This window comes from Microcystis sp. M31BS1, assembly GCF_020245285.1.
Taxonomy (GTDB): Bacteria; Cyanobacteriota; Cyanobacteriia; order Cyanobacteriales; family Microcystaceae; genus Microcystis; species Microcystis panniformis.
In genome coordinates this window covers 1-26,466 of sequence record NZ_JADBVE010000160.1, presented here as the reverse complement: position 1 = coordinate 26,466, position 26,466 = coordinate 1, and the positions used below count along the sequence as shown (strand labels likewise).

The 26,466-nt window shown below is 40.4% G+C and carries 30 protein-coding genes and 3 pseudogenes; 17 read left to right on the top strand and 16 right to left on the bottom strand.

The annotated features are described in order from the left end of the window. Positions 1-233 precede the first annotated feature (233 nt). From IM509_RS09140 to IM509_RS09120, 5 genes are all read right to left on the bottom strand, one after another. Positions 234-473, bottom strand: a complete 240-nt coding sequence (locus IM509_RS09140) for a type II toxin-antitoxin system HicA family toxin (RefSeq protein WP_072923910.1) — start codon at positions 471-473, stop codon at positions 234-236. Beyond that, the gene (locus IM509_RS09135; protein WP_072923908.1) at positions 466-729 is read right to left on the bottom strand and encodes a type II toxin-antitoxin system HicB family antitoxin; all 264 of its coding nucleotides are present in this window, start codon (positions 727-729) and stop codon (positions 466-468) included. Before IM509_RS09135 ends, IM509_RS09140 begins: the two co-directional genes overlap by 8 nt. Before the next feature lie 806 nt (positions 730-1,535). Then, a complete protein-coding gene (locus tag IM509_RS09130) occupies positions 1,536-1,775 on the bottom strand; it encodes a type II toxin-antitoxin system HicA family toxin (protein WP_002747313.1) in 240 nt (79 codons plus the stop codon). Next, positions 1,772-1,981 carry a hypothetical protein gene (locus IM509_RS09125; protein WP_002747310.1) on the bottom strand — a complete coding sequence of 70 codons (210 nt, stop codon included), beginning with the start codon at positions 1,979-1,981 and terminating at the stop codon, positions 1,772-1,774. Before IM509_RS09125 ends, IM509_RS09130 begins: the two co-directional genes overlap by 4 nt. Before the next feature lie 387 nt (positions 1,982-2,368). Then, the gene (locus IM509_RS09120; protein ID WP_002754053.1) at positions 2,369-2,608 is read right to left on the bottom strand and encodes a UPF0175 family protein; all 240 of its coding nucleotides are present in this window, start codon (positions 2,606-2,608) and stop codon (positions 2,369-2,371) included. A gap of 809 nt (positions 2,609-3,417) precedes the next feature. Between IM509_RS09120 and IM509_RS09115 the strand changes: the two genes are divergently transcribed. From IM509_RS09115 to IM509_RS09105, 3 genes are all read left to right on the top strand, one after another. Then, on the top strand, positions 3,418-4,701 hold the full coding sequence (locus tag IM509_RS09115; RefSeq protein WP_185238011.1) for an O-antigen ligase family protein: 1,284 nt from the start codon (positions 3,418-3,420) through the stop codon (positions 4,699-4,701). A gap of 23 nt (positions 4,702-4,724) precedes the next feature. Continuing rightward, complete coding sequence (locus tag IM509_RS09110) at positions 4,725-5,678, top strand: glycosyltransferase family 2 protein (protein WP_228020893.1); 954 nt, start codon at positions 4,725-4,727, stop codon at positions 5,676-5,678. A gap of 293 nt (positions 5,679-5,971) precedes the next feature. Continuing rightward, a complete protein-coding gene (locus IM509_RS09105) occupies positions 5,972-6,124 on the top strand; it encodes a PIN domain-containing protein (RefSeq protein ID WP_072923905.1) in 153 nt (50 codons plus the stop codon). Between the two features lie 11 nt (positions 6,125-6,135). On the opposite strand, the gene IM509_RS09100 is transcribed toward IM509_RS09105, so the two are convergent. The 3 genes from IM509_RS09100 to pheT form a co-directional block, all read right to left on the bottom strand. After that, positions 6,136-6,477 carry a helix-turn-helix domain-containing protein gene (locus IM509_RS09100; RefSeq protein ID WP_002763718.1) on the bottom strand — a complete coding sequence of 114 codons (342 nt, stop codon included), beginning with the start codon at positions 6,475-6,477 and terminating at the stop codon, positions 6,136-6,138. A 4-nt stretch (positions 6,478-6,481) separates the two neighbouring features. Then, a complete protein-coding gene (locus IM509_RS09095; protein WP_002763716.1) occupies positions 6,482-6,823 on the bottom strand; it encodes a type II toxin-antitoxin system RelE/ParE family toxin in 342 nt (113 codons plus the stop codon). Between the two features lie 368 nt (positions 6,824-7,191). After that, positions 7,192-9,627 carry a phenylalanine--tRNA ligase subunit beta gene (pheT, locus tag IM509_RS09090; protein ID WP_185238013.1) on the bottom strand — a complete coding sequence of 812 codons (2,436 nt, stop codon included), beginning with the start codon at positions 9,625-9,627 and terminating at the stop codon, positions 7,192-7,194. Positions 9,628-9,797: 170 nt separating this feature from the next. On the opposite strand from pheT, the gene IM509_RS09085 reads away from it, so the two are divergent. Then, entirely contained in the window at positions 9,798-11,138 is a 1,341-nt protein-coding gene (locus IM509_RS09085) for a DNA cytosine methyltransferase (protein WP_185238014.1), read from the top strand. On the opposite strand, the gene IM509_RS09080 is transcribed toward IM509_RS09085, so the two are convergent. Both IM509_RS09080 and IM509_RS09075 read right to left on the bottom strand, forming a co-directional pair. Continuing rightward, a complete protein-coding gene (locus tag IM509_RS09080) occupies positions 11,130-11,900 on the bottom strand; it encodes a hypothetical protein (RefSeq protein ID WP_254064523.1) in 771 nt (256 codons plus the stop codon). The two genes, IM509_RS09085 and IM509_RS09080, sit on opposite strands and share 9 nt — an antisense overlap. Continuing rightward, entirely contained in the window at positions 11,881-12,126 is a 246-nt protein-coding gene (locus tag IM509_RS09075; RefSeq protein WP_002749478.1) for a helix-turn-helix domain-containing protein, read from the bottom strand. The genes IM509_RS09080 and IM509_RS09075 overlap by 20 nt, the downstream gene beginning before the upstream one ends. A gap of 191 nt (positions 12,127-12,317) precedes the next feature. Here IM509_RS09075 and IM509_RS09070 point away from each other — a divergent pair, with 191 nt between their 5' ends. From IM509_RS09070 to IM509_RS09060, 3 genes are all read left to right on the top strand, one after another. Beyond that, positions 12,318-12,950 (top strand): 2OG-Fe(II) oxygenase, encoded by a 633-nt coding sequence (locus IM509_RS09070; protein ID WP_185238018.1) that lies wholly within the window; start codon positions 12,318-12,320, stop codon positions 12,948-12,950. 27 nt (positions 12,951-12,977) lie between these two features. After that, positions 12,978-13,757, top strand: coding sequence for an ABC transporter ATP-binding protein (locus tag IM509_RS09065; protein WP_185238015.1), 780 nt, complete (start codon positions 12,978-12,980; stop codon positions 13,755-13,757). Between the two features lie 114 nt (positions 13,758-13,871). Further along, a complete protein-coding gene (locus IM509_RS09060) occupies positions 13,872-15,248 on the top strand; it encodes an MlaD family protein (protein ID WP_185238016.1) in 1,377 nt (458 codons plus the stop codon). A 75-nt stretch (positions 15,249-15,323) separates the two neighbouring features. Here IM509_RS09060 and IM509_RS09055 read toward each other — a convergent pair whose 3' ends face one another. Then, a complete protein-coding gene (locus IM509_RS09055) occupies positions 15,324-15,545 on the bottom strand; it encodes a type II toxin-antitoxin system HicB family antitoxin (RefSeq protein ID WP_052277980.1) in 222 nt (73 codons plus the stop codon). Between the two features lie 358 nt (positions 15,546-15,903). On the opposite strand from IM509_RS09055, the gene IM509_RS09050 reads away from it, so the two are divergent. The 9 genes and pseudogenes from IM509_RS09050 (at position 15,904) to IM509_RS09010 (ending at position 24,064) form a co-directional block, all read left to right on the top strand. Further along, a complete protein-coding gene (locus tag IM509_RS09050; protein WP_052277978.1) occupies positions 15,904-16,335 on the top strand; it encodes a DUF29 family protein in 432 nt (143 codons plus the stop codon). 272 nt (positions 16,336-16,607) lie between these two features. Continuing rightward, a pseudogene (locus IM509_RS09045) lies at positions 16,608-16,811 on the top strand (DUF5678 domain-containing protein); the annotation flags it as partial. 36 nt (positions 16,812-16,847) lie between these two features. Next, positions 16,848-17,861, top strand: coding sequence for a WD40 repeat domain-containing protein (locus IM509_RS09040; protein ID WP_052277977.1), 1,014 nt, complete (start codon positions 16,848-16,850; stop codon positions 17,859-17,861). A gap of 46 nt (positions 17,862-17,907) precedes the next feature. Further along, positions 17,908-18,480 (top strand): Uma2 family endonuclease, encoded by a 573-nt coding sequence (locus tag IM509_RS09035; protein ID WP_052277976.1) that lies wholly within the window; start codon positions 17,908-17,910, stop codon positions 18,478-18,480. 186 nt (positions 18,481-18,666) lie between these two features. Then, positions 18,667-19,575 (top strand): 2-carboxy-1,4-naphthoquinone phytyltransferase, encoded by a 909-nt coding sequence (menA, locus tag IM509_RS09030; protein ID WP_072923901.1) that lies wholly within the window; start codon positions 18,667-18,669, stop codon positions 19,573-19,575. A 172-nt stretch (positions 19,576-19,747) separates the two neighbouring features. Beyond that, positions 19,748-21,442, top strand: a complete 1,695-nt coding sequence (locus IM509_RS09025; protein WP_072923899.1) for a helicase HerA domain-containing protein — start codon at positions 19,748-19,750, stop codon at positions 21,440-21,442. Between the two features lie 56 nt (positions 21,443-21,498). Then, entirely contained in the window at positions 21,499-21,951 is a 453-nt protein-coding gene (locus IM509_RS09020; RefSeq protein ID WP_185237647.1) for a DUF29 domain-containing protein, read from the top strand. A gap of 2 nt (positions 21,952-21,953) precedes the next feature. Further along, positions 21,954-23,321: a 23S rRNA (uracil(1939)-C(5))-methyltransferase RlmD gene (gene rlmD, locus IM509_RS09015; RefSeq protein ID WP_052277973.1), complete on the top strand. Its 1,368-nt coding sequence runs from the start codon at positions 21,954-21,956 to the stop codon at positions 23,319-23,321. Positions 23,322-23,662: 341 nt separating this feature from the next. Next, positions 23,663-24,064: an ATP-binding protein gene (locus tag IM509_RS09010; protein WP_002763681.1), complete on the top strand. Its 402-nt coding sequence runs from the start codon at positions 23,663-23,665 to the stop codon at positions 24,062-24,064. On the opposite strand, the gene IM509_RS09005 is transcribed toward IM509_RS09010, so the two are convergent. Continuing rightward, the gene (locus tag IM509_RS09005; RefSeq protein WP_002735085.1) at positions 24,061-24,342 is read right to left on the bottom strand and encodes a DUF6439 family protein; all 282 of its coding nucleotides are present in this window, start codon (positions 24,340-24,342) and stop codon (positions 24,061-24,063) included. The genes IM509_RS09010 and IM509_RS09005 overlap by 4 nt on opposite strands. A gap of 72 nt (positions 24,343-24,414) precedes the next feature. On the opposite strand from IM509_RS09005, the gene IM509_RS09000 reads away from it, so the two are divergent. Next, entirely contained in the window at positions 24,415-24,816 is a 402-nt protein-coding gene (locus tag IM509_RS09000) for a sll0565 family protein (protein WP_002763677.1), read from the top strand. 41 nt (positions 24,817-24,857) lie between these two features. Here IM509_RS09000 and IM509_RS08995 read toward each other — a convergent pair whose 3' ends face one another. From IM509_RS08995 to IM509_RS24065, 4 genes and pseudogenes are all read right to left on the bottom strand, one after another. After that, entirely contained in the window at positions 24,858-25,472 is a 615-nt protein-coding gene (locus IM509_RS08995) for a pilus assembly FimT family protein (protein WP_185237646.1), read from the bottom strand. Next, positions 25,450-25,944, bottom strand: coding sequence for a type 4 pilin (locus tag IM509_RS08990; RefSeq protein WP_185237648.1), 495 nt, complete (start codon positions 25,942-25,944; stop codon positions 25,450-25,452). Before IM509_RS08990 ends, IM509_RS08995 begins: the two co-directional genes overlap by 23 nt. A gap of 170 nt (positions 25,945-26,114) precedes the next feature. Then, positions 26,115-26,267 (bottom strand): annotated as a pseudogene (locus tag IM509_RS24070) (RNA-guided endonuclease TnpB family protein); the annotation flags it as partial. Positions 26,268-26,293: 26 nt separating this feature from the next. Continuing rightward, positions 26,294-26,466: pseudogene (locus IM509_RS24065) on the bottom strand (RNA-guided endonuclease InsQ/TnpB family protein); the annotation flags it as partial.

Sequence of the window (26,466 nt, the reverse complement as noted above, 5' to 3'; positions counted from 1 at the left end):
CGCAAAATGGTGATAGTCACTTTACCTGTTTTTAAGGGAGGCTAATTTATCGGCGATGACTGGGTGAAAATTAATCATTAAATCAATTTATAACAAGCAATCGAGGGTTTTACTCTTGTGTTAATGTACCTTAAAAAAGTAGCTATCACTTTATTTTAGCTTTTGGAAATAAAATTAAGATAAAGCGTACTAGAATAGATAATTTATTCGTTTGAAAAAACGCATTCAATCATCTATTTTAATAAATGTTCTATTTCTTCATCTGTAAAACCAAATTGTCTAAAAATTCGTAAAACATAAGCAGGGGACATTTCTTTTGCAGCTATATCGATAGGAACGATTCGACGTTGATTATACAATACTCTACAATATAAACGATGATCACCTTTTCCTTCTCGATAAAATTGACAGCCTCCTTTTTCAAGAATTCTAATTAGTGCTTTGGGTTTAAGAGAAGGAATATTTTTAGGCATAAACTTTTCTGAGTTCGTAAGTTTCGGGAGTTTCAGAATCTCCCACAGTTAAAAACTCATGAAGTTCGTCTATAGGAATAGGACTGGTATAGATATTGGCTTGATCATGATAAATCTCCCAAAAAGATTCAAGCGCTTCTTTTAGTTTCTCAATAGCTTTTTCCTGAGTTTCTCCCTGTCCAACTAATCCATTTTCAAGACATAATGAAACCCAATAATTTGCACTTTTTCTCAGAATAACGGTATAAAAGTTCATGGTGATTGTTCCGTTGAAATTTTAATCGGGGATTAGAATTTACTCCAGCTTAATTTTAACACAAGACCAACCCAACAAACTGCCTTACCTCAATCTTTTAAATTAACGTCTTTGGATCATTTCATCAATAGACAATAAATAAGGTGCATTAACAAAGTATAATGCACCCGATCAGAAAAGCGATCGCACTTCTAATATTCTGCCAAATGCGATCACAAATCCCCATTTTTACATAAAAAATGATAATATAAAACTCAAATTTGAACTATTGTTGTGGAAAGATAGTAAGATGACAAAGTTACAATTAACTCAAGCGGAAATTGAAAGCCTTACTTTTGATGAATTTTTGTATTTAAGAAATTGGATTAATAAGTTAGACTATCAACAATGGGAAAAACAAATCAAATTTTAGCAAGAAAGAATTTTGAGCTTTTAAAAAGTGACTTAAACCATTCTTCTTTGTCTTTTAAAAAAGTTGGAGAATTTTGATCGGCAAGATTTGGTATTAATTATAGAACTTTAGCTTTTAAAGATGGTGAAGATTATATTTGGGTGTGGATAGGAAGTCATGAAAAATAGGAAAGATTATTAAAATAAAAGCGATCGCCTCTTTATTGCCAAAATGTAGTTAAGTACCTAGGCAAAATTATTTACACATGACGATCATTGCCCCGTAAGGGTTTTAGCTCGATCGGGCAGGTAATTAATTTTGCATGACTACTTAAACAAAGTGCAACCCAACACCAACCAAATAAATTAATAATTGATCATCTTGGATCGCACTCAATCTACAGGTGATCGCCATTTTAAAACAGTCTTTTTAATAGTTCATCTTTACTTAGATTAAAATGTAGAGCGACATCACGCAAAATATTATTTAAAGTGCCTATTTTGACAGGATTATGAGCAGGAATAGTAATCTGATGTGTACCATTTTCAGAAGTAGTTAGTCTAATATGGCTACCCGTTTGACGACTCACTTCATAACCTAACTCAGACAATTTTTTGATTAAGTCATCACTGGATAAATCTCTGGGTAGCTTCATACCGCAAATACCTCATCCCTAACAATATGTAAACGAATAATTTTAGGGCGATTTTCCCTATCATCATAATGACAATTAACGGCATCTTTTACCATTTCTCGTAAAGACTGTAAATCATCGGCTTCGGTAAAAATAGACTCGCCTAATGCCCTTGCTGTATATCCCCCTTCCGGTGCATCTTCCACTAAAAAAACTATTTCTGTCATATTTCCTTCTTTACTCTCTAAATTTTTGCAGTAATTTTAATTATAGTTTGTTTAGTTTTTTATATAGCACTTTTTAAAGCTTACAAGATTAGCGTTCGCCGTTTATCAACCCTAATCGCCTCTTTATTGCCAAAATGTAGTTAAACAAAGTGCAACCCAACACCAACCAAATAAATTAATAGTTGATCATGTTGGGTTTCGTGCCTCAACCCAACTACAAGATCGGCGATCGTACTCATAAGTTAGAGAATTGCTATAGTTGATCATGTTGGGTTTCGTGCCTCAACCCAACCTACCAGATCGGCGATCGCACTAGGAATTTTTCTAAAAATTCTAACTGAGACAAAAAGATTAAAGGGGAAGAATTGAAAACAATTTTCATAGAGATTACCATTTTTTTTCTCTATCTATGTCTTCTGTAGTAAGATAAGAAAAATCGATTCCCATTAATTCTAAAATTTTCAAGAACATTTCTGTATCCATTTCCATGATTTCTGCGGCTTTATGAAGACTGATGATGCGAGAAACTAAAGCACCCACCACAAAAATAAATTGTTCTTTTTGTTCAATATTATCAAATAATTGTATTTCGGCGGCAATTTCTTGAAAAGTAATCGAAGTATTCATTGTCTTGCTAAGTTTCATCAATTAAGACATATCTAACTTAATTTTAACGCAAAATCAACCCAACCAACTGCCCTTATCTCAATCTTTTAAATTATAGACAACAAATAAGGCGCATTACACTGTGTTAATGCACCCGATCAAAAAAGCGATCGCACTTCATCAATTAACTCCGAGTTCGCCTTTTGAATTCCTCAATTGTTTTCTCTATCACTCTAGGGTTCGGGTTTTCCCAGTCATCTAGAGAATTATAAAGAATTGCTGGAATTAATACTTTTCTCTTTTTGTCAAATTTTATGTTAAGAAATATGTGACTATAGGATCGAGAAAACGGGTTTCTTTAAGAAACCCGTTTTCTCGACTCTGAGTCAAGTTAATCAGGTGGCTGGTAGGAGAAATCAAGGTTTAACCGCACCGAATTTAATTTGATTTTCTCTGATTTATAAATAAACCTGATGAAAAAAAAAAATAAGCATATTTTATATCCTATTGACGGTAGAAAAAAACGGTCTTAGGATGATGGAAACCATTAATTGATGGTTTGATAGTTTTTAAGCTTAACCAGGACTGCGGGTTAAATAGTTGGGGAGGTTTTGGGGACGGCGAACGGTGTATATTCCAGCAGTAAGCTCAGACGCATTTAAATTTAGATTGTCGATGCTTGAAGCCTTTGGCTGACATCGATTACTCGATCAACTTAAATGTCGAAAAGCTTAACACCATGGTAACACTATGATGAGTTGATGTACTCTAAGGATAGCATATTGAAATATTGAGTCAATGCAAGTTATTTAAATAATAGATGACACATTATGTTTTTAATAAAACATCCAGATCCGAAGCTAAACATTCCTTGGTATTTAACTCAAATTAGTTTTTTGCTGTTGCCTATCAACCCCTTAGGGGGAATGTTAGTTATTTGTACAGCGACTATAATAATTTTTAGATTAAAATATAGAGTCATTATTTCTCAACATATTAATTGGGGATTTGCTATCTTAGGTGGCTCATTAACAATGACGAGCCTTTTTGCCTTTGATCGGGTTTCTGCCATCTCTGGATTGATAAATTTTTTGCCTTACTTTATTATTTTTGCTGGACTCAGCCAACTACTTTACTCAGTGAGTACATTAGAACAATTAGCAAGGATAATATACTTTGGTTCAGTTCCTATAACGGTGTTAGGCTTTGGACAAATTTGGTGGGGATTACAAGGAGAAATACAAAATATATTGATGCCTGGATGGTATTTAAGAGCAATGGGCAATCCTTATGGTAGGATGTCATCTTTATTTTATCATGCTAATTTTCTAGCAAGTTTTCTAACTATTATTTGGGTGTTGGGACTGGGCTTAATAATTCTAGAGTTAAGAAAATCGAATACTGATAAAAAATTTTTTTATCTTAGTCTGCTTTTGGTCATCAATTCCCTAACATTTATTGCTCTAATTTTAACTCATTCTCGTAATGGTTGGATGACTACATTGGTAACTTGTCTTGCTTTTGCTATTTATTTAGGCTGGCGATGGATTTTGCTAACAGTAGCAATCGTGAGCGGGGCGATTATTATCGCTGCTTTTGGCAATCCTCCAGTAAGAGATTGGTTTAGATTAATTGTTCCAATGTTTATTTGGGCTCGAATAAACGATCAATTTTATCCTAATCGAGATGTAGAAACTCTCCGAATAACTCTGTGGAAATTCTCCTGGCATTTAGCCCTTAAGTCACCTTGGAAAGGATGGGGTTTAGGAAGTTTTAAACATCTCTATCAGCCTCAATCTCAGATAGTAATAGGACATTCACACAACTTAACACTGATGCTTCTGTCTGAAGTGGGGATTCCCTGGACAGTTTTTTTCTATTTTTTAGTTGGCTGGATATTGGCAAAAGGGATTATACTTTTAACCAAAATAAATCTGGATAACTCAGAAGAAAAATTGATTATATTTACTTATTTAACAGCTTTTTTTGCTTCTATATTATTTCATGTCTTTGATGTTACTATTTTTGATGAAAGAGTCAATCTTATATCTTGGTCGATTTTGTCAGCGATTCATGGCTTAACAAATAATAAAAAAAGAAAATATTTTACCTAAACTAAATATTATTGTAAATGCTCATGAAATTCAGTATTGTTATCACAACATATAATCGCTTACCATTTTTAAAATGGTCATTAGAATCGGTACTCAATCAAACTATAAATTGCGAAATTATTGTTGTAGATGATGCTTCTTCTGATCAAACTGAAGAATATATCAAGCAATTAGGTGAGCGAGTTATATATCATCGCAACTCGATAAATTTAGGACATTCAGAAAGTGTTAATATTGGAGTCAAAATTGCCAAAGGAGAATGGATTAAGCTGATTGATGATGATGATTATATTACGCCTGAATGTATCGAAACTATCAGCAGATATCTCGTTTATTTTCCTGATGCTGTTATTTGCTCTTGTCAAGCAAAAAAAATTGATATAATGGGGAACATTATCGATAACAAACATCAATTTCAATTTAATGATTTAGCTCTTTGTATTCTGCAAGAGGACATACACTACGCTATGCTTTTGGATATCTGTCCTTTGGGAACACCTGTTCAAGTTGCTTTTCAAAAAAAAGCATTTTTGCGATCAGGAGGCTGGGATAAAGACTTTGACGGTAATTATGATGATGTTAACTCATGGATAGAAATTGCCAAGTACGGCGATGCTGTATTTGTCGGTAAGTGTCTATGTTTTAAAAGAGTATGGTCGGGATGTTGCCATAGCAATATATCAATAAAAGAGCGATGCAAAAAAAATATTTTAATCAAACAAAAAATTTATGACATGGTACATCCTAAACATCGGGAAAAGTTACCAGAATTGTCAGTTATAGAAGATTATATTTGCCTGCATTGGCTTTTGATTTGTATCAAAAAATTAAACATAAAAATTGTCCTAGAATTTGTCCCCTATGATGCAATTAATTGGGATGCTTTAACATTGATGTTTAAAATAATATGTATAAAAAGATTTAGGCTTTTATTTAAAGAACTTTTACCAGAATTACAGCAAATTGATATTAAATAATGGTACAGCCAATACCCGACTAGATGCCGAAATACTAATGTTTTTTTGTTTGTCTAGGATTTAAGAGATTTCCTGTTGCTTTTCAATAGCACGGGCAATGAGAGGAGCTTTTCTTGCTAATCCCTCTAGGGTGATTTCACCTTGTTCATACATTCTAAACAACGGGAAGCAAACCTCAAATCCAAGCGGGGAAATCTGTTGCGCTTGCGAGGTGTTTCTGAGATTTCGGCAGCTACAGGGGAAACTAACGCCCCAACCGATTATGTAACCTATCTGATCGAGAAGCATCAGTAATGGGAGTTCTGATTGATAACAATGTCATTCTTGATTTTCTACAAGAACGAGAGCTATTTGTGGAAAAAGCAGCAAGATTATTTGAGCGTATTGATGCTGGGGAAATTCAGGGATTTATCGCATCAACGACAATAACTAACATTAGTGGATAGAATGCACAAAATTAGCATTCAGGTCTTGATTCAGCAACGCCTTTGACACTGGCAATGATTTGTCCGATGTCTTGAGGAGTGGCACCTGTTGCCAACAGCGATGGGATAAGCAATTCCAGTGAAACTGACGGATCGCCATTTTCAGCTTTGGCAATCCGAGGTTGACTAGAGCCGATTTTATTGGCCAGTTCACTTTGAGTCATTATCTTCTGCCGCTGACTTTTCAAACTTTTGCTAAGAGCTAGTTTGATTTCAACAAGGATAATCTCTTCGGGCGTTAACTCTAAAAAGTCGGAAACGGTTCCGATTTTCCAGCCTTTTGATTCCAAAAGCCCTTTTTTAGTCTCTTCCATCCTCTTATTCCTGCTGATCAGTATCGTATTTACTCAAGCGTTTCTTACAAACCTCAATTACACTTTTGGGTGTTGCTCTTGTTGTCTTATTAAACACCTCAATAATCAAGATTGCATCTTCATCAATTCGATAAATAATCCTCCAATTTTTATCGATGTCTCTAATGCGTAGCTCATGACAATGATAGCCTACACTTGGCATAGGACGCGAATGTGGCAAACCAAGAGGTTCGCCTTCCTGTAGTTGCCTGAGTAAGACACCCGCTTCGATCCGTGCTTCTAAACTGAAAGGTGGGGTCTTGATCTCACCATGCAGCCAAGCTAAAGGTTTGCTTTGATCAGCCATGATGTATTTATATCATATCTGATGTACTAAAATATGGCAATCGCCTCACTACTATCTAACAATTCAAAGGTGGCGGAGCGACGAAATATGAACAGCGAACCTACTTTGAGCAACTCTCAAACTGATTGGTAACAATTAGAGGCAATCAGCGATATTGATAGCGATGTGTGAGATTATTCTTGAGATAATAAATGGCTGGTTATAATTAAATTAACAATGGATTTTAGGTTCGATCCCCCCTGCCCCCCTTGATAAGGGGGGTGCCGGTAGGCGGGGGGATCTCCCTTAATAAGGGGGGCATCTGATAATTTTTAACGTCTACCTAATTATAAGGCCGATGTCTGATAACTGTTAACTGAGCGCTGAATTTAACTTCTTAAAGAAACTTGGAACTGTTTAACTAAAGCTTCTCGCACTTTTGTCATTAAAGGTTCCACATCTTCATCGGTTAAAGTTCGATCGCTGGCACGATAGACTAAACTAAAGGCCAAACTACAATGATTTTCTGGCACATTCTGCCCCTGATAGCGATCGAATAATTCAACTTTTTCTAAGAGATTACCTCCAGCATTTTTGATAGTTTTTGTCAATCTATCTACGGGTATATCTGTGGAAACAAAGAAGGCGATATCTCGCGCTGCCCCCGGATAGGTAGAATAGACCTGTAAACGTGGGGTAATTTTGGCACTATCCCTAAGAGTTGCTAACAGGATCGGGAACTGGATTTCAAAGGCATAAACTGCCTCAATTAATCCTTTTTGCTGACGCAATTGCGGGTGTAGTTGACCGAATATACCTAGGCGTTGTTTGCCAATCCATAAAGAGGCTGTTCGTCCGGGATGAAAACGCGCATCTTCGCCATATTTTTCGTAGCTTACTGTCAGCGAAAGGCGATCGAATACTGCTTCTAAAATGCCTTTTGCTTCATACCAAGTCATGGCCACCTCTTTACCCGATCGCAGCCAACGTCCGGCAGGGAAGAAATCACCACCGAAAATACCAGCAATTGCATCGTATTCGTTGATATTATCCGATTCTAAGCGGAAAACTCGCCCGATCTCGAAGCCATTTAAGGAACCGTTACCCTGAGACTGATTATACTCAAACGCTTCGATTAAACCGTCTAGGAGATTAGTCCGCAAAGCAGAATACTCGACAAAAAGGGGATTAGCGAGGACAACTTCCGCTAATTCCGGTTTAACTAGGGAATACTGGACTAATTCCGTCAAACCCACTGCGCGAAAAGCTTCCCGCAGCCGACGCTGTATAGTTTCCTCAAAGGATAATCCTCCGGCTGCGGTTTTTGCCGGCAAAGTATCGACAAAGCGATCGTATCCGTACAGTCGCGCCACTTCTTCAATTAAGTCAATTTCTCGTTCTAAATCCCGATAACGGTAGTCTGGCACTGTTACAGTCCACAGAACAGGATTTTTTGAGGTTAACTGTAATTCACAGCCCAAATTGCCTAAAATCCGTTCCACATCTTCGGCGATAATTTCACCGATCGCACCATTATCTAGGGTAACTTGACCCAGTAGCTGCTGCAAACGTTGTAAACGCAATTCGATCGAACCACTGGACTGATCGGCGCGATAATCAGCTTTAACCTGACTGCTGACAGTTCCCCCAGCTAACTCTAGAATCAAATCGATCGCCCTTTGACAAGCATATTCCAAAGCGGCGGGATTAACACCGCGTTCATAGCGTCCGGAAGATTCGCTGCGTAAACCCTGCGCTTTTGAGGAACGACGGATAGCGATCGGATCGAATAAAGCCGACTCTAGCACAAGATTAACGGTTTCCTCGTTAACTTCCGTATCTTGACCTCCCATCACCCCCGCTAAAGCTACAGGCTTATTATTGGCAGTAATTAATAAATTAAGCTCTTTTAAGCTTCTTTCCTGACCATCAAGGGTAATGATTTTTTCCCCTTCCTCAGCAAAACGGACCCCAATAGTAACGGATTTACCTCCGGCAAAACTCTGTAAACGATCGCAATCGAAAGCGTGTAAGGGTTGTCCCCACTCCAAGAGGACATAATTAGTAATATCGACCACATTATTGATTGATCGCAATCCGGCAGCCTGTAAACGCTGTTGCAACCATAGCGGAGATGGGCCAATTTTTACCCCCTCGATCACCGTACCAATATAAGCAGGACAAGCTTTATTTTCTGATATTTCCAGCGTTAAATCTTTTTTAGGGGAAAATTCCCCTAATTTCACTTTTGGTAGGCTTAATTCTCCTCCTGTCAAAGCTGCCACTTCCCGCGCAACTCCGATCATACTCAAAGCATCGGCACGGTTAGCGGTGGGAGAAATATCTAAAATCACCTCATCGAGTCCTAAAAGGGGACGAACATCTGTACCTAAAGGGAGATTTTCCTGACTAAAAATGTGGATTCCTTCAGAATCCTTAGTTAATCCTAATTCTGCGAGGGAACAGATCATCCCTTCCGATTTTACCCCCCGCAATTTAGCCGGTTTAATCGTTAAATTGATTTTGGCTAAATAAGTTCCCAAAGTAGCCACAGGAACTAGAATATCAGCCCTAGCATTGGGCGCACCACAGACAATTGTACTAAGATTTTCCTGACCGATATCCACCTGACAGACACTTAATTTATCTGCATTAGGATGGGGTTGACGATCGATAATTTTACCAATAACCACACCCTTTGCCCATTCTCGGCGATCCTCGATCTCTTCCACTTCTATTCCCGCAATTGTCAATAATTCGGCTAATTCTTGGGGAGATTGGGCAATTTTGACTAATTCTCGTAACCAGTTGATCGAAATCCGCATCGTTAATTCTTGCTTGCCGTTGGTTCTTAACTATTGTAAACGGGAGGTTGTCACCGCGACCGGGTTGACAGGAAAGATCGCTTTCAGGTTTGCTGGGGATACTCATTTTTAAAAGTTGCCTTCAGCCAATTATTATTATAGACTATAAGTTACATGGAGTAAGAAAATCGATGAGGAAAGCAATCAGTCTATTTGCCTGTGGTGGAATTGGAGATATGGCTCTTCGCTCTGGGGGATTTGAAGTTGTAGTGGCGAATGAATTATTGAAAGATCGTGCAGAAGTATTTAAATTTAACCACCCAGAATCATTAATGATTATTGGGGATATATGGGATACAAAAAATGAGATAGTCGCAGAAACAAAGCAGCGACTCTCTGGACAAAATTTAGACATTGTTTTTGCGACTCCTCCCTGCCAAGGTATGTCTAGAAATGGCAGAGGTAAGCTGCTTAATTCTATTCGTAAAGGCTCAAAAAATGAAATCGACCAGAGAAATTTATTAATCATTCCCACCCTAGAAGTTTTTCTGGCTAGTGGAGCAGAAACACTGGTCATGGAAAATGTGCCAGAAATGCAAAATACTTATATACCCTTTCCCGAGAAAGACGATTATTTGGTAAATATTTTATGTTATATAAAACAGCGTATTGGTGATAAGTTTTTAAGTTCGATTAGCATTATAGATTTTGCTGATTATGGAGTCCCGCAGAATCGTCAACGACTTATTTCAATATTTACTAAAAATGAGAAACTGAAGAATTATTTAAAAAAGAACAATTCTCTTTTTCCTAAACCAACTCATAGTAAAGAAGGATTAGAACTTCCTAGATGGAAAACTGTTCGAGACGCAATATATCATTTACCACCACTTGACTCTCAACGAACAGAAACTGCTAAATCAGATGATATACCATATCACTATGTACCCCTATTAGATGAAGAAAAATATTTTTGGATCAGTAATACACCCGAAGAAAAAAGTTCATTTGATAATCAATGTATTAACCCTGTTTGTAGATATAATGGTAATCCAACACACAGCGCACGCAAAAATAATGAAGGAATTAATCGAGCTAGTACAGAAACCCCCCTTTACTGCCTTAAATGTGGACACATTCTTCCTCGTCCATGGGTGAAAGAAGAGGGAAAATACAGGTTGATGAAAGGTTATACCAGTGCCTATAAAAGAATGAGTTGGGACGCACCAGCCAGTACAATTACACGAAATCTCTCCTATGCTTGTAGTGACAATAAACTACATCCTATTCAAAATAGAGTATTATCTCTGTATGAAGCAATGATTCTTCATACAATTACCGAATACCCATTTTCATGGAAACGGGCAGATGGCAAAAGAGTTAGTGATAAACTAATTAGAGAGTTAATTGGCGAAAGTATCCCACCTGCTGGATTACAAAAAATATTTGATCATTTAGTATCCATCCTCAATGATGATTGTTCTCTTGAGGAGCAAATCAAGGAAAAATATGAGCAGCTCTGTCTATTTTGAAATTAAATTGTCTTTGTTATATTTGTTGACAAAATTAATATATCTATCGTCATTCTTTATCATAATCCAGTTTTTATACATTTTCTTAACGCCTTGTCGTGACATAATTGAGACGCTAGTTGTTCTTCCACCGCCTTCTTTTGGCTGAACAATTTTACCCCAATCATTGTCAGTTAAGTTGTTGCAAAAAAAGACAGCAACTATTTGAGGTATAGTATTCTCAAAATCCCAGAGAATGCCAATAAGATTGTTAGTTTCTCTATGGTGAGCCTTCCAATCATAGCTTTTCATTACCTCGATTCTTGTGTCTCCCATATCAGGTTTTTCTTTTCCAGTCTTCTTTAATTCTCTTGGTGTAGGAACACTGCCACAAGTGGCTTTAACCTCTACTCCCCCATTAGCAAATGGACTAAATGGAGACTTATCTCGCATTCGTCTTTCTTGGGAAAGTTGTTCAAAAAAAACTTTGCCATTTTTATCCATTAACAGCAAATCTGGATAGCCGTCTTGATGCGGATTGTTGATAAATAATCCCTGGGATTTATTGGCAAATTCTATAGCAAATAGCTCACCAATAAATGCAGAAAGATTTCTCATACCTAGAATTCTAAATATATCTACTGGTATATCTTGGACTATTTTTTTAACAACAGAATGACATTCAACTAATGAATGCTCAAATATGACTTTATCGATAGTTATTTTCTGACCCTGTTTTGAGAAAAAGCTGGTATCAGAATGTTTATTTATGATATAACTCATTAATTTCTTCCGCAACAGTATTGACAAAAGTAACAATATCCATGTCCAGAGCTGAAATAATTTGTTCTAAGGAGTCCAAAGTAATGTTTCTTACTCCCCTTTCAACTCCAGATATGTAGGTTCTGTCAAGATTAGCTCTATACCCTAAAGCTTCTTGACTCAGATTACGTTTCTTCCGCAATTTTCTTACAGTCACAGCAACAGCAGTGACTAGCTTTCCTGCCATATATAAACTACCAAAGAAGATATTGAAATTCTCTACAGTCCATTTTCCTTCTATGATGACTATTAATCTACGGACTATAAGTCACAAAAGCTGATTCTCAATAAACCTGTATTCGGGAGCGGCAAAAACTCTGATTTTGTGTTTGACTAAAAATGTATCCTAAAGATTGCCATCCCGTTGCGATTCTATCCGTGCCTTACTATTCCCAATATCCCGACGCTTTCACTCCCAGTTATCTGAGCGAACTACAAGGACAGATTCTCGCTTGTCCCCACTTCACAGTTAACAATTTAAATCGAGATTTCGTTAAAACCAAAGGCTTTTCCATCGCTTTTCGACGCACACAAATCAGCGAAGTTGAACGAATGTTTCCCTATTTTAAACCCTATCTCGATCGCAGTTTACAAGCTGACTGCAACGCTTTTTATCTTAACCCCTTACTCCTACAAACCGGTTCACGGGTAGATCCCCATATCGATCGCTCCCTGCGCTCCTATTGTAAAACGATCGATCCCCCGCTCCTAGTTAGCGTCCTTTATGTGCAGGTTCCCAGGGATATTCAAGGGGGGGAACTGGTACTAGCAACAGGCAATCGTTCCGTGGCCCAGATTCGTCCTTGTGCTAACACCCTGATCCTCTTTCAAGGAGATCTCACCCATTCAGTTAATCCCGTTAGCTGTTCCGGTATTCGTCTGAGTCTTGTCTGCGAACAATATCGTTTAGATGCCGAAGAATTGCGAGAGATTCCCGAAATGCAGATAGAATCGCGAACCATAAAACCAGAAAAGAAAAAAAAGAAAGATCGGGTCGTTGCCCTACAATAAAAGGGGATTTTTGTAAAGATATTCTAGATGGTGATGCGCGAACCGATCGTCGAATTAAGGGGAGTGACCAAAGCTTTCGGTAAGAAAGTAATCTTAAATAACGTCGATCTGAAAGTGTACGAAGGGGAAGCGATCGGCGTGATCGGTCCATCCGGGACGGGAAAATCGACCATTTTACGCTTAGTCGCCGGATTACTGGCCCCCGATCGAGGAGAAGTGTACATCTACGGCACAAAACGCCAGAGAACCGTAGAACAGGGGGAAGATCCCCTCGGTGTTGGTCTAGTTTTCCAACAATCAGCCCTTTTTGACTCCCTCACCGTCGGGGAAAATGTCGGTTTTGCTCTCTATCGCAACTCAAAGCTAAAACGAGCCGAAATCCGGGATTTAGTGGAAGAAAAACTGGATTTAGTGGGAATGTCTGGTTCCTACGACCTCTATCCCTCGGAAATATCCGGAGGGATGCGAAAACGCGTCAGTTTAGCCAGAGCAATTATCAGCGATCCCTCGATCGCCGCCGATCGAGCGAACATTCTCCTTTACGATGAACCCACTGCTGGACTCGATCCCGTCGCTTCTACCCGCATCCAGACGGTAATTATGGAACTTCTCAAGGTAAAAAAAGCCTGTGGGGCCCATCTGATTGTCACCCACGTCCACAGCACCATCGAAAATACCACCGATCGCATCGTTTTTCTCTATAAAGGTCAATTTCAATGGGTTGGACCGACTCAAGAGGCTTATCACTCCGAAATCCCCGTACTCAAGCAATTTTTTACCGGCAGTATCGATGGACCAATTCAGTGATCAGTAAACAGTAAACAGTAATCAGTGAACTGATAACTCGCATCTGATCACTGATCGCTGAAATCCTCCGATTTCTCCTGTAAGATACTGTGTAGAGATGAGGAGTAATTATTTATGGAAGCTGGCGGTTCACAACAGGGGATTTCCCCAACTCTGCGGCAAAGTGGTATCGGTTTAATGTTACTAGCATCGGGGGGAATATTAATCTGGTTTCTCGCTTGGTTAAGTAATTTTAGCTTCGGGGGACGCAGTTATCGCGCCACCTTCCTTTTTCCTAATGTGGGGGGCCTGATGGTGGGAACCCGCGTCGGTTATCGGGGAGTGAGAATCGGGCAAGTGACGGCAATTACCCCAGAACCGGAGGGAGTCGCCGTAGAAGTGGAGATTTCGCCAGCAGATCGCCTAATTCCCAGTAATTCCCTCATCGAAGCCATTCAATCCGGTTTAGTGGGTGAAACCACGATCGATATTACTCCCCTGCAAGCTTTACCCGTCGGTGGTGTTAAAGAACCCCCTTTGAGTCCTAACTGCAATGGGGAAGTGATTATCTGTAACGGTTCCCGTTTACAAGGGCAATCGGCGCTAAATGTCAATACCTTGATCAGATCTTTACTGAGAATTTCTAATCTAGTTAGCGATCCCGATATGGTGGCTGGATTTCGTTCTTTTACCCAACGCGCTGCCAATGCCTTGGGGGGACTCGATCGCTTTAGTGGTGAGGCAACCACCGCTTTAAGCGAGGTACGTCGCAGCGGTACTCTAGGTAAAGTTAATTCGGGGATGAGATCCCTAGAATCCTTACCGCAAGTATCCGGTTCCCTCGATCGCCTTTCTAGTGATCTTTCCGGTGTCGGGGGATTGAGTCAGGAAGCGACTACTTTACTGAGAAGTTTACAGGGAAGTGGCGGCCTGAAAAATTTAGACGCTACCCTAGTGGAGGCCCGAAAAACGCTGCTTTTGGTGGGACAAACTACGGAAGAACTGCGGGTTTTTTTGGCAGCTAATCAAAATCGTTTAATTGCCACTCTCGATAGTATCAAAACTACCAGCGATCGCCTACAAACTACTCTCGCTGCTTTGGATCCGATTCTGACGCAAGTGCAGAAAAGCCAAATTATCGAGAATTTAAATACTATTTCGGCAAATGCTGTTAAATTAAGCGAAAATTTGGGCAACTTTACCGCTTATCTCTCCGATCCTGCCACTGTTGTCACCCTACAGCAACTCCTCGACTCCTCTCGCGCTGCTTTTGCCAATCTTCAGAAAATCACCTCGGATGTGGATGAAATTACTGGTAATCCGCAACTGCGACAGGAAATTATCCGCTTAATTCAGGGTTTAAGTCGTTTGGTTTCTTCTAGCGAACAACTACAGCAGGAATTCGCCCAAGGTCAAGCAATGACAAGAATGGCCGCCCAAATTGCGACAATAGCCCCAAATCCCGCCCCTAATACCCCAGAAAAAGACCCTAAGAAACCTGAATCTGAGTAGCAGAATTTGGGGTTAGGGGTTGGGAAAAAAAGTCCGATCATTTGTACTAAATTTTTCAAGACCCTGCTAGTGTGCCTAATTTTTTGTCATAGCTAAATGAGGAATTTCTTCACCATGTTGACGATAACTTTCTTTAACGCCTTCCCAAGCTAAAATTAATTGATTGAGTGCTGTTTGGGGGCTATCAGCAAAAGCGGAAACGCTAGGAATTTCTACTAAGTATGCTATCCAATCTCCCTCCTCATCTTGGAAGATATTAATGCTAAAACCGTTAAAATCCTCGGTGGTTGGATTCATTTTCTTCCTCCTGTATTTTTAAAAATTGTTTAACTTGATCAGCTTTCGCCTCACCGTTTTTTGTCGGTACCAACTCAATCTATTTTAGCTTAAAGTTAAAAGAAGGAGATCGCATTTATACATCAGAGATAGAATGCAATTCGCCGCTACAATACCCGCAAATCAATTAGTTTTGCTAATCTTCGAGTTATGACTAAAAACTCCATTTTCACAAGAACGGCCACACCATAGCACAGAAAAGCTTAAAATAAATGAAAAAATGATTAACTTTTTGCTCAAGATGGCCTTAAATGAGCTTTGGGATAGAGAGACTTGTGGCAAGATATAATTAAGGGGTATTTGGGGAAGAAATTGGATTATGGAAGAACTTTTAGAATTAAAAGCTTTACTCTTAAAAGGTGATATTAAAGGTTCACTGGCGATTGTAGAAGAACTTGAAGATATGGGCAAAAATGGGATTATTAGCACCATTCGTAGTTATGCTGTTATCTTATTACTTCATTTAATTAAACAACAGGCAGAAAACCGAACCACTCGTTCTTGGGATGTCTCCATTCGCAATAGCGTTAGAGAAATTCAACGCCACAATAAACGCCGAAAAGCAGCAGGATATTATTTAAGTGATGAGGAATTAACAGACACTTTAAACGATGCTTATCTTAATGCTTTGGATGCCGCTCCTCTAGAAGTCGAAGCAGCTTGTTATCAATCGGAGCAACTAGAAGCTATAATTAACAAAAATAAACTGATTAGCGATGCTTTTATTTTAATCAAAACCGTCTCTCCTTAGAAAGATTATGACAGACTCAATCTCTCAAGAACAAGCCCAAAAAATGTTAAGTAGCTGGTTATAATTAAATTTAAAATGGATTTTAGGTTCGATCCCCCCTAGCCCCCCTTGATAAGGGGGGAAGCCGAAGGCGGGGGGATCCCCCTTGATAAGGGGGGAAGCCGAAGGCGGGGGGATCCCCCTTGATAAGGGGGGTGCCGATCCCCCCTTAGTCCCCCCTTTAATCCCCCCTTAATAAGGGGGGCATCTGACAACTTTTAACGCCTACCTACTTACGTTGGTTAAACAAAAATCGTGACACCGTGATTGATTTATATAAAAATCAATACATTGCCTATAATGAAAAAGGGGTCATTGCTCACGGTGAAAATTTACAGAATGTTCTAGAAGAAGCCAAGACAACCAATCAAGAATTTGTCATTTATCTTGTTCCTCGTTGTCGTTATTCTATTCAAATTCTACCCCTTCAAGTTTAAAGTAGTTTAAGATGATTTTGACAACGGCAAAATTCTATGAAAATAACCCTTTATCAACCGACATTATCTTTATTATTACTGCTGTTGCTATCCGGTGGTTGTGCAGTCAATCGGGAAAAAGAGAAAACCACCACCCCGCAAGCGTCTCCCCTAGCAGAAATCGTTCCTTGGCAGATGGTCGAACGGGTTACTATTTTAAAAGCCGATCAGGATCCCATCTATGCTTTGGCCATTAGTCCCGATAACTCCCTGCTGCTGAGTGGTAGTTTTGACGGCACTGTTAGGGAATGGGACCTAAAAACCCAAAAACCTCTCAGGACTTGGCAACTAGGAGATACTGTTAACGCTATCCAATTTAGTCCCGATGGCAAGAGTTTCGTAACTGCCGATGCGGGGGGAAAAGTGCAACGCTGGAATACGCGCACGGGAAAATTAGAAATGACCTATCCTGGCCATGCTTTTCTCGTTACTGATGCCGCTATTTCTCCCGATGGCAAAATTTTGGCCACGGGTAGCTGGGATCGTACAGTTAAACTCTGGGATTTTCAGACGGGTACACTGTTAAAAACCCTGCGCGGTCATAATCATCCGATTCAGGCGATCGCATTTAGTCCCGATGGTAAAGGAATTGTCAGCGCCGATTACGATGGTTTCGTTAAACTGTGGAAAGTGAGTACCGGTCGCTTTATTCGGGCCTATGCGGGGAATTTATTCCCCGTTTATCGGGTGCTTTTTTCCAAGGATGGTAATACCGCCGGTACTGCTAGTCAAGACGGTTCGATCCGCGGTTGGCAAGTGAAAAGCGGCATCGGCACCACTACTATTCTCGCCCATAACGACGCTGTTACCGATATGGCCCTGCTGGATGGGGGTAAAGTTTTGGCCAGCACTTCCGGGGATGGAACTGTCAAATTTTGGGATGTTAATACCCGTCGGCACTTGAATACTCTCAAGGGAAACGTCATCTTAAGAATGGTTGCCAGTCGAGATGGTCGTTGGTTAGTCACTGGAGATCGAGACGGTGCGATCGCAATCTGGCGGGGAATCTAATTAACTATAATTAAGACTAGAGTGTTTTCTAGGGCGAAATATAGCTATGGCAGCAGTGATTTTAAACTTAGATACAGTCAATCTCAGCGATGAGCAGTTTTACCGTCTCTGTCAAGTTAACCCAGATTGGCAACTGGAAAGAAACGTTCAAGGAGAATTAATTGTGATGCCACCTGTTGGGGGAATTAGCGGCAACCGAGAAGCCGATTTTATCATTGACTTAGGTATCTGGAACCGTCAAACCCGATTGGGTAAAGTCTTTAGTTCGGCGACGATTTTTCGTTTACCGAAAGGCGGAGATCGCGCTCCCGATGCCGCTTGGGTGAGTTTAACTCGTTGGCAAGCTCTGAGTCGAGAAGAACAGGAGAAATTTCCGCCTATTTGTCCCGATTTCGTCATTGAACTGCGCTCCCGTAGCGATTCCCTCCCGGAAATTCAAGCTAAAATGCGGGAATATCTCCACAGTGGTTTGCGATTAGGTTGGCTAGTTAATCCTCAACAACAACAAGTGGAAATTTATCGTCCTCAGCAACCCGTAGAAATTATGGAACTACCCGCTAATTTAAACGGAGAGGATGTCTTACCCGGTTTTAGTCTATTTATCTCTATTTTTGAGTAAAATATCCTTAAAACCCAGGTATGATCAGACCTCTGGTCAAAATCAAAATAGGAGTCGCTCGTCAGTAGTCAGGGTAAATTCAAGGACTTTTTCCCTGAAAATTGGCTAATTGACCCCCTGAAAATCGGTAAAACCCCACACCCCACACCCTACGCCTAGGAAAAACTTTGTCAGCAAACCCTAACTATGACCACCGATACTGTCACCACTCCCTCGCCCCAAAAACTCTGGTTAGCAGCCATTAAACCACCAATGTATAGTGTGGCAATTATACCGATTATTCTGGGAACAGCGATCGCTTATCAGGAAACAGGTCTATTTTCTCTGCCGATTTTTGCCACTTTTATCCTCTCAGCTATTTTAATTCTCGCTTGGTTAAATCTCAGTAATGATGTTTTTGATGCCGATACCGGGATCGATGTCAATAAGGCACATTCGATCGTTAATTTAACTGGCAATAAATCTTTAATTTTCTGGCTGAGTAATCTTTTTCTATTAGTGGGTATTGCTGGTATTCTTGCTATTAGTTATTGGCGAGGCGATTGGACTATACTAGAATTAATCGCCCTCTGCTGTTTTTTGGGCTATACCTATCAAGGTCCTCCCTTCCGTCTCGGTTATCAAGGATTAGGTGAAATTATCTGTTTCTTTACTTTTGGACCCTTAGCGATTGCCGCTGCCTACTATTCCCAAGCTGGTGCTTTTTCTCTCTCTAGTCTAGCGGCTTCAATTATTATCGGGATTACCACTTCTATCATCCTTTTTTGTTCCCATTTCCATCAAGTCGCCGATGATCTCAAAGCGGGTAAAAAATCACCTATTGTCCGTTTAGGTACTTTAAAGGGTTCTAAAGTTTTAACCGTAGTGACGGTTCTCGTTTACGTTTTAACGGTAGTTTTTGTCCTGCTCCAGGTTTATCCCCCTCTCACTCTTTTAATCTTCCTTAGTCTCCCTTTCGCTTGGCAATTAGTCAACCACGTTAACCAAAATCACGACCAACCTCAGCTAGTCAGTAACTGCAAGTTTATAGCGGTTAATCTTCACTTTTTTAGTGGCATTCTCTTCTCCCTTGGCTATTTCCTTGCTTCCCGTTGATCAACACGATTTTTTTTCTTAAACCCCTTTATCAGTTATCAGTTATCAGTTATCAGTTATCAGTTATTAGTTTTGAGTTTTAAGTTCAGTGATCACTGTTTACTGATCACTGAAAACACTTCCTCATTCATAATTCATAATTCATAATTCATCGCCACAAATCAAGGTTAGCATGAGTGAACAACCCCTCGGATCGGTTATTCAAGGTTCCCTGAGTGAAGGTTTAGAAATTCGTCTTTATCCGGATATTTCCGTGGAAGATATGCGCGTCGGTAAATTTTTAGTGGTGCAAGGCACTCGCTCGCGTTTTTTCTGTCTCCTCACCGATGTCTCCCTGGGTAACTCCAGTCCCCGGATTATCGCGAATCCTCCCCATCCCGATGATAGTTTTATGCGCGATGTTTTAGCGGGTAGCGGTACTTATGGTACTATTGACCTATCTCCCATGCTCATGTTTACTCCGACTGGAGGTAATTCCCCGGCAGTTTCTGACACTTCTTTAGGCTCTTTTCAACCCCAAACTAGCGCCGATTTAGAATTACTGCCAGTTAAAACTATTCCCGCCCATTTTAGCCAAGTTTATGAAGCTTGTGAGCAGGATTTTCGCATGGTTTTCGGTTGGGAAGATGACCCCACCAGAAAGAATTTTGCTATTGGTCAACCCCTTGACATGGACGTGCCAATATGTATTAATCTCGATCGCTTTGTGGAACGTAGTAACGGTGTTTTTGGCAAATCCGGGACGGGAAAATCCTTTTTAACTAGATTACTAATTTCGGGCATTATTCGCAAACAAGCAGGGGTTAACCTCATGTTTGATATGCACTCGGAATACGGTTGGGAAGCGATGAAAGAAGGGAAGGAGGTTTCTACGGTGAAAGGATTATGTCAATTATTCCCCGGACAGGTGGAAATTTATACCCTCGATCCCGATTCTACCAAACGTCGGGGAGTACGAGGAGCGCAGGAATTATTTTTAAGTTATAATCAGATTGAAATCGAAGATATTCGTTTAATCGGTCGGGAATTAGGTATCTCGGAAGCTAGTTTAGATAATGCCAATATTCTCTATAACGAGTATGGAGAATCTTGGATTACTCAGTTATTAAATATGAGTAACGAGGATATTAAAATCTTCTGTACGGAAAAACAAGGCCATGCGGGATCAATCATGTCCCTCCAGAGAAAATTAATGCGTCTAGATAGTTTGAAATATTTAAGAAGTGTTTGTCCCCACAATTATATCGATCAGGTTTTACAAGCTTTAGATGCAGGTAAGCACGTTGTTATTGAATTTGGCTCCCAAAGTAATATGCTTTCCTATATGTTAGCCACCAATATGATCACCCGTCGGATTCATGCTAATTATGTTAAAAAAGCTGAATATTTTTTACAAACTAAAAACCCCGTTGATCGGCCGCAACAGTTAGTAATTACCATTGAAGAAGCTCATCGATTTCTTGATTCTGCTGTGGTACATCAAACTATCTTTGGAACTATCGCCAGGGAGATGCGAAAATACTTTGTTACTCTCTTAATTGTCGATCAAAGACCTTCAGGAATTGATAACGAAGTTATGTCTCAGGTAGGGACGAGAATCACCTGTTTATTAAACGATGAAAAAGACATCGAAGCCATATTTACTGGGGTTTCTGGAGGGGGAAGTTTGCGATCAGTTTTAGCGAAATTAGACTCAAAACAACAAGCTTTAGTTTTAGGTCATGCGGTCCCTATGCCAGTAGTAATTCGTACTCGCGCCTACGATCAAAAATTCTATGCTGAAATAGGTGCGACCGACTGGAAAGAATTACCCGATGAGGAAGTATTAGCGGCGGCCAAAATTGCCAAAGCTGATCTAGGATTTTAGAAAAATTAACTTTTGATTGTAGAATAGAGTTGGATTGTTTTTACTGTTTACCTCCCATGACCGCTCAAATACCGATCTCGAAGATCAGCTTATACGATCGAGATTTTCAGCTATGGATCGAGACAACCGTTAACCAATTACGACAGGAGGATTTTGCCTCGGTTGACTGGACTAATCTGATCGAGGAATTAGGAAGCATAGGAAAAAATAATCGACAGGCTCTCAAAAGTTTGTTAATTCAATTATTAGCTCATCTGCTCAAGTTAGTTTATTGGCAGACGGAAAGAGAGTATAATGCTAATAAGTGGGAAGCGGCAATTATTGATTTTCGAGTTCAAATTGCCGATCTGCTGGAAGACAGTCCTAGCTTAAAACCTTATCTCCTCGAAATTTTCGATTCTTGTTGTGGAAAAGCTAGGCAAATAGTCTCGAAATTGAGCAGGCAAGAAATTCCCAGAGAAGTCATTATTACCCCAGAAGAAACCCTGGATGAAAACTGGTTTCCCTAACTATGCAACAAGGTGATTTAATCGAGATCGAGATTACCGACCTCAACCATACGGGCGAAGGTGTGGGAAAATACCGAGGACAGGTGATTTTTGTGCCGGATACGGTCATTGGCGATCGCATTCAAACTCGCATCACCTATATCAAAAAAAGTCATGCGATCGGCAAACTACAAACTATTCTACAAGCTTCTCCCCATCGTATCCGGCCCCGCTGCATCGTCGCCGATAAATGTGGTGGCTGTCAATGGCAACACATCGAGGACCAATTTCAGCGCCTAGTCAAAAAAGAGCAAGTACAAGAGGTATTAACCAGAATTGGCGGTTTTAGCGATCCTTTGGTTTATCCTCCCCTCACCGGTAATTCTCCCCTCGCTTATCGCAATAAAGCTACCTATCCCCTCGGATTTTCCCCCACCGGCAATGTGCAAGCAGGTTATTATCGTCGCGGCAGCCATCATCTGATTAATCTCAATCAATGTCCGATTCAAGATCAGGCTTTAAATCCGTTTCTAGCAGAGATAAAACAGGATATTCAGGGTCAAGGCTGGTCAATTTACGATGAAAAGACCCACCAAGGACAATTACGCCATTTATCCCTAAGAATTGGCCGCCACACTGGAGAAGTTTTATTAACCCTGATTAGTACCGATAATAATTTACAGGGAATTGAGGCACAGGCGCAGCAATGGCTGGCAAAATACGCCAATTTAGTCGGTGTAACCGTGAATTATCACCCCGAGCGAGGTAATGCTATTTTTGGCGCTCAGACCACAACTATCGCCGGAAGGGACTATATTACCGAAAAGTTCGCCGGATTAACCTATCAATTGGCTGCCGATACCTTTTTTCAGGTTAATACAGAGGCTGCTGAAGCCTTATTTGCGGTTATTTGTCAGAAATTAGACCTTAAAGGTGAAGAAATTCTCATTGATGCCTACTGTGGTATCGGTACTTTTACTTTACCCCTCGCTAAACGGGTTAAAGAGGTGATTGGACTAGAATCCTATAGCTTTTCCCTCGATCGAGCCAAGATTAACGCCCAATTAAATGATATTACCAACACAACCTTTATTTTGGGGGCAGTAGAAAAAACTTTACCGCAACTGACAGTTAAACCCGACATTATTCTACTCGATCCGCCCCGCAAAGGTTGCGATCGATCTGTCCTCGATAGTCTGTTACGGCTGCAAAGTCAACGCATTGTTTATATCAGTTGTCAAAGTGCAACTTTAGCCAGAGACTTGCAATATCTCTGTCAAACAGGCGATTATCAACTGCTAGAAGTGCAAACCGCCGATTTCTTTCCCCAAACTCCCCACGTCGAATGCGCTGCTTTTCTTAGACAAAAAACAGCGAATATGGTAGGATGAAATAGGAGGAAAAACCCGACACTTTAGCCGTTTATGGTCGAAAAGTCAATGGGTAAGGATGATAGCATATTAAAGACCGTTCCAGTCAACTACTTTTTTGATTAATTACCCGCTCAAAGTGGCCTTGATTCTCGATTGGTGTGTAGATCAATCATAAAAATATCTAATCAATCTCAGAGACAGAAAAGGGATAAAACATGACTCATTAGGTATGGCAATCAACTAGATCGACGGTTAAGAGACCTTAATCTTTCTGTAAGAGAACAGTCATTGAATATAAGCTAGAGGTAAAGTGCGTGATTGCTATTTCACTGCCAACAAGCAAACGAAGTTGGAACACCATGAGTTTCGCTTCCACCTTGTATCTTTGTCCGATTTTAGATTTATTGACCGCTAGTATTCCCGAAGAATTAGAACCAGAAATTAGATTAGGATTGCAAGAAGCTTTAGTTAATGCCGCTAAACACGGCAATCATCTCGATCCCAGCAAAACCGTGGTCGTTCACTTTTCCAGCAGTAAAGACGAGTATTCTTGGGTAATTACCGACGAAGGTTGTGGATTTACGCCAGGTTGTCCCCATCATGGCTGTAGTTGCGATTGTCCCAATTTTCCCCCCGAAGAAGCGGAAAATGGCCGAGGACTGTGTATGTTATATCAAATCTTCGACCAAGTTCACTGGAATCAACAAGGAACCCAACTGAAACTTTGTAAACAAATTAAACAGGAACGCTGGTTTAATTAATGACCGTGACCGTGAGAAGGACAGGGAGGAGCAGAAATCGAGCGATCAAGCCAGCCTGTAGCCTGTTGTAGCCGAGGAAGTGCTTCTTCTGGCTGATTATCTAATAAAAACACCAAAGCCGTCCCTAATTGTTCGGCGGCCCGAGCATTACGATTGGCTTTCAGACGATGCCAGTCAATCGGTGCGATCGCCAAACGTTCCGCCAAAATCCGCGCCAATTCCAGGGTAGATAGATCATCAACAGTCTGAGATGAGGAAGAGACAGGGGATGGAATCATAATCAAAAGGTTTCGTAAAACCGTAAAATCGTCTATAACTATAGTTTAGACGCAGGAAATCCCATTGAGTCCATGTCCTTAGAAGAAAACCCGTACCCTAACGATGAATCGGCAGAATTTACCGAAGCAATTGAAGAAGTCGAAGCGGCGATCGCAACACTAAAAGACCGTTATCGACAGATCAACGAAGCAGAACAGCAAAAAAAAGACCTAGAGGCACAATTTAGCCAAATAGAACCCCAATGGCGGGAAAATCCCCTACCTGAACTAGAAAAGGAATTGTTACAAATTCGCGAACAGATTCAAGAATTAGAGGTAATTTTAGAAAGCAATTTACTTAAAGAAGGGGAATTAAAGCGCCTATTCTGGGAAGGAATCCGTCGCGGACTGCTGGGGGAAGTTTTTTGGCAAATTGTCCGCTTTGGTGGTATCGGAGTCTTACTGGGTTGGATTCTGCGATCCTGCAGCGGGTGATTAACTGCACAGGAGTGGGGTGTGTTGCCTTGAGAAGCTGATTAGGGTTCGGTTCCATCGAGACGGATTTGACAATTATTGGCATCGAGCGTACCTAGAGGATTGCCGTTATAAGTGCCTTGTTTAACTATTCCTAACAGAGAAGCGATAACTATACACTTTCTTTCTTGGTTGGGATAGGGCTCGTCGGCATTGGCGGCGGGATATAATACGATTATCGCTTGGTTTGCCCGCGGCTCAAAGGTTAACCCCGGCACATGACCCCGAAAGGAAAACTGTACCCCCGGACTGTCACCTTGGATGGGAAAATTCGTCACCATAAATACTTCCTGCGGCAGACTTAAGGAACCCCCATTAGTATTAGTCGCCACTAAACAACCCGGTTCATTGGCCTTTATTTGCTCGTAAACCGTGGGATTAGCACCAGTCCCTTCAGTAAAATTAATCGTGCAAATTCTCCCTAGACGGATGGCTTGTCTTTGGGCATCCCGTAGGGCTGATTGTATAGAATCGGTGGCTTCTTGGACTTTATTTCTATTTAACCAAGCTAATAAATTAGGTCCAGTTAAGGCGGCAAGAATTCCCGCAATTGCCAAAGCTACCAAAATTTCTAACAGGGTAAAACCCTGATTTTTATGGACAGTTGAACGACGCATCGGGAATCACCTCGACAGAACTTTCGGCAATAACATCTTCTTGGTTTTGGTAATCTTTAGCAGTTTTATCTGTTGCTTCGACTCGATAATCAATACGGAGACGATGGGGATTAGCCAATTGCTCAGCAATCTTAAAAGTTTGAAAGAGAGAATAGTCTTTACCGACAATTGGTTTTTCCGCTACTAATCGTTCCGCCGGTATAGGGGTGGTGGGGGGGGGAATAGCCGTTAGTTGTCTTCTTAAAGCTGTGGCATAACCCTGATTGATATTTGTACACACATCTGCGGTGATGTATTTGTTATCTAAAGTCGAAGCTAAAAATTTGACATCCTCGAAATCTTCTTGTATCCAAAAGTTAGCTTGAGCTTGTCTTTCTGCCCGAACTTTATATAAGGCATTCACTGCCATTAACTGTAAGGTTCCTGTTAAGAAAGCGGTAATAGTTAAAATGGCAATTATCACTTCTAACATCGAGAAACCTGACTCGGACGACGGTAGTTTTAACGGTATTCCCTTTTCTTTTGATTTCACTTTTCAACCCTCCCCGTTTTTCCTGAACACTACTGGCTTTTTTTAGCTATCAACTACAGAGTACCCAGTTGACATCCTCACCGCCGTAAACGGACGGTGATTCCCAAACCTCACGATTTAGGTTTCTGCTTCTTTCCCGAAGGATTTTTCGCACCTGCCTTAACAGATTTACTCTGTTCTGGTCTTATGGTCGCTCGACAGACTGACACCGCAAGCCCTGCGGCCAAAATATTTTTACTAGCGTTAATATCTCGGTCATGGTGAGTCCCACAGTCTGGACAGTCCCATTTTTGTCTTTAAATTTCAAGGCTGATTTGGTAAGTTCGGCACTTCCTCCCTGATGTTTTTTCTTAAAGTTAGGATACTTAGTACGACCAGCAAAGAAGTTAGTAAAAGCTGTTTGTAGGTGTCTTAACCCTTGTTGTAAAGGTACACAGCTAACTTCATTGAGAAAGTTTAATT

What these genes read in the sequence shown, in the direction of transcription:
- IM509_RS09140 (WP_072923910.1), bottom strand. Translation starts at nt 473, where the DNA reads ATGCCTAAAAATATTCCTTCTCTTAAACCCAAAGCACTAATTAGAATT.
- IM509_RS09135 (WP_072923908.1), bottom strand. Translation starts at nt 729, where the DNA reads ATGAACTTTTATACCGTTATTCTGAGAAAAAGTGCAAATTATTGGGTT.
- IM509_RS09130 (WP_002747313.1), bottom strand. Translation starts at nt 1,775, where the DNA reads ATGAAGCTACCCAGAGATTTATCCAGTGATGACTTAATCAAAAAATTG.
- IM509_RS09125 (WP_002747310.1), bottom strand. Translation starts at nt 1,981, where the DNA reads ATGACAGAAATAGTTTTTTTAGTGGAAGATGCACCGGAAGGGGGATAT.
- IM509_RS09120 (WP_002754053.1), bottom strand. Translation starts at nt 2,608, where the DNA reads ATGAATACTTCGATTACTTTTCAAGAAATTGCCGCCGAAATACAATTA.
- IM509_RS09115 (WP_185238011.1), top strand. Translation starts at nt 3,418, where the DNA reads ATGTTTTTAATAAAACATCCAGATCCGAAGCTAAACATTCCTTGGTAT.
- IM509_RS09110 (WP_228020893.1), top strand. Translation starts at nt 4,725, where the DNA reads ATGAAATTCAGTATTGTTATCACAACATATAATCGCTTACCATTTTTA.
- IM509_RS09105 (WP_072923905.1), top strand. Translation starts at nt 5,972, where the DNA reads ATGGGAGTTCTGATTGATAACAATGTCATTCTTGATTTTCTACAAGAA.
- IM509_RS09100 (WP_002763718.1), bottom strand. Translation starts at nt 6,477, where the DNA reads ATGGAAGAGACTAAAAAAGGGCTTTTGGAATCAAAAGGCTGGAAAATC.
- IM509_RS09095 (WP_002763716.1), bottom strand. Translation starts at nt 6,823, where the DNA reads ATGGCTGATCAAAGCAAACCTTTAGCTTGGCTGCATGGTGAGATCAAG.
- pheT (WP_185238013.1), bottom strand. Translation starts at nt 9,627, where the DNA reads ATGCGGATTTCGATCAACTGGTTACGAGAATTAGTCAAAATTGCCCAA.
- IM509_RS09085 (WP_185238014.1), top strand. Translation starts at nt 9,798, where the DNA reads ATGAGGAAAGCAATCAGTCTATTTGCCTGTGGTGGAATTGGAGATATG.
- IM509_RS09080 (WP_254064523.1), bottom strand. Translation starts at nt 11,900, where the DNA reads ATGAGTTATATCATAAATAAACATTCTGATACCAGCTTTTTCTCAAAA.
- IM509_RS09075 (WP_002749478.1), bottom strand. Translation starts at nt 12,126, where the DNA reads ATGGCAGGAAAGCTAGTCACTGCTGTTGCTGTGACTGTAAGAAAATTG.
- IM509_RS09065 (WP_185238015.1), top strand. Translation starts at nt 12,978, where the DNA reads ATGGTGATGCGCGAACCGATCGTCGAATTAAGGGGAGTGACCAAAGCT.
- IM509_RS09060 (WP_185238016.1), top strand. Translation starts at nt 13,872, where the DNA reads ATGGAAGCTGGCGGTTCACAACAGGGGATTTCCCCAACTCTGCGGCAA.
- IM509_RS09055 (WP_052277980.1), bottom strand. Translation starts at nt 15,545, where the DNA reads ATGAATCCAACCACCGAGGATTTTAACGGTTTTAGCATTAATATCTTC.
- IM509_RS09050 (WP_052277978.1), top strand. Translation starts at nt 15,904, where the DNA reads ATGGAAGAACTTTTAGAATTAAAAGCTTTACTCTTAAAAGGTGATATT.
- IM509_RS09040 (WP_052277977.1), top strand. Translation starts at nt 16,848, where the DNA reads ATGAAAATAACCCTTTATCAACCGACATTATCTTTATTATTACTGCTG.
- IM509_RS09035 (WP_052277976.1), top strand. Translation starts at nt 17,908, where the DNA reads ATGGCAGCAGTGATTTTAAACTTAGATACAGTCAATCTCAGCGATGAG.
- menA (WP_072923901.1), top strand. Translation starts at nt 18,667, where the DNA reads ATGACCACCGATACTGTCACCACTCCCTCGCCCCAAAAACTCTGGTTA.
- IM509_RS09025 (WP_072923899.1), top strand. Translation starts at nt 19,748, where the DNA reads ATGAGTGAACAACCCCTCGGATCGGTTATTCAAGGTTCCCTGAGTGAA.
- IM509_RS09020 (WP_185237647.1), top strand. Translation starts at nt 21,499, where the DNA reads ATGACCGCTCAAATACCGATCTCGAAGATCAGCTTATACGATCGAGAT.
- rlmD (WP_052277973.1), top strand. Translation starts at nt 21,954, where the DNA reads ATGCAACAAGGTGATTTAATCGAGATCGAGATTACCGACCTCAACCAT.
- IM509_RS09010 (WP_002763681.1), top strand. Translation starts at nt 23,663, where the DNA reads ATGAGTTTCGCTTCCACCTTGTATCTTTGTCCGATTTTAGATTTATTG.
- IM509_RS09005 (WP_002735085.1), bottom strand. Translation starts at nt 24,342, where the DNA reads ATGATTCCATCCCCTGTCTCTTCCTCATCTCAGACTGTTGATGATCTA.
- IM509_RS09000 (WP_002763677.1), top strand. Translation starts at nt 24,415, where the DNA reads ATGTCCTTAGAAGAAAACCCGTACCCTAACGATGAATCGGCAGAATTT.
- IM509_RS08995 (WP_185237646.1), bottom strand. Translation starts at nt 25,472, where the DNA reads ATGCGTCGTTCAACTGTCCATAAAAATCAGGGTTTTACCCTGTTAGAA.
- IM509_RS08990 (WP_185237648.1), bottom strand. Translation starts at nt 25,944, where the DNA reads ATGTTAGAAGTGATAATTGCCATTTTAACTATTACCGCTTTCTTAACA.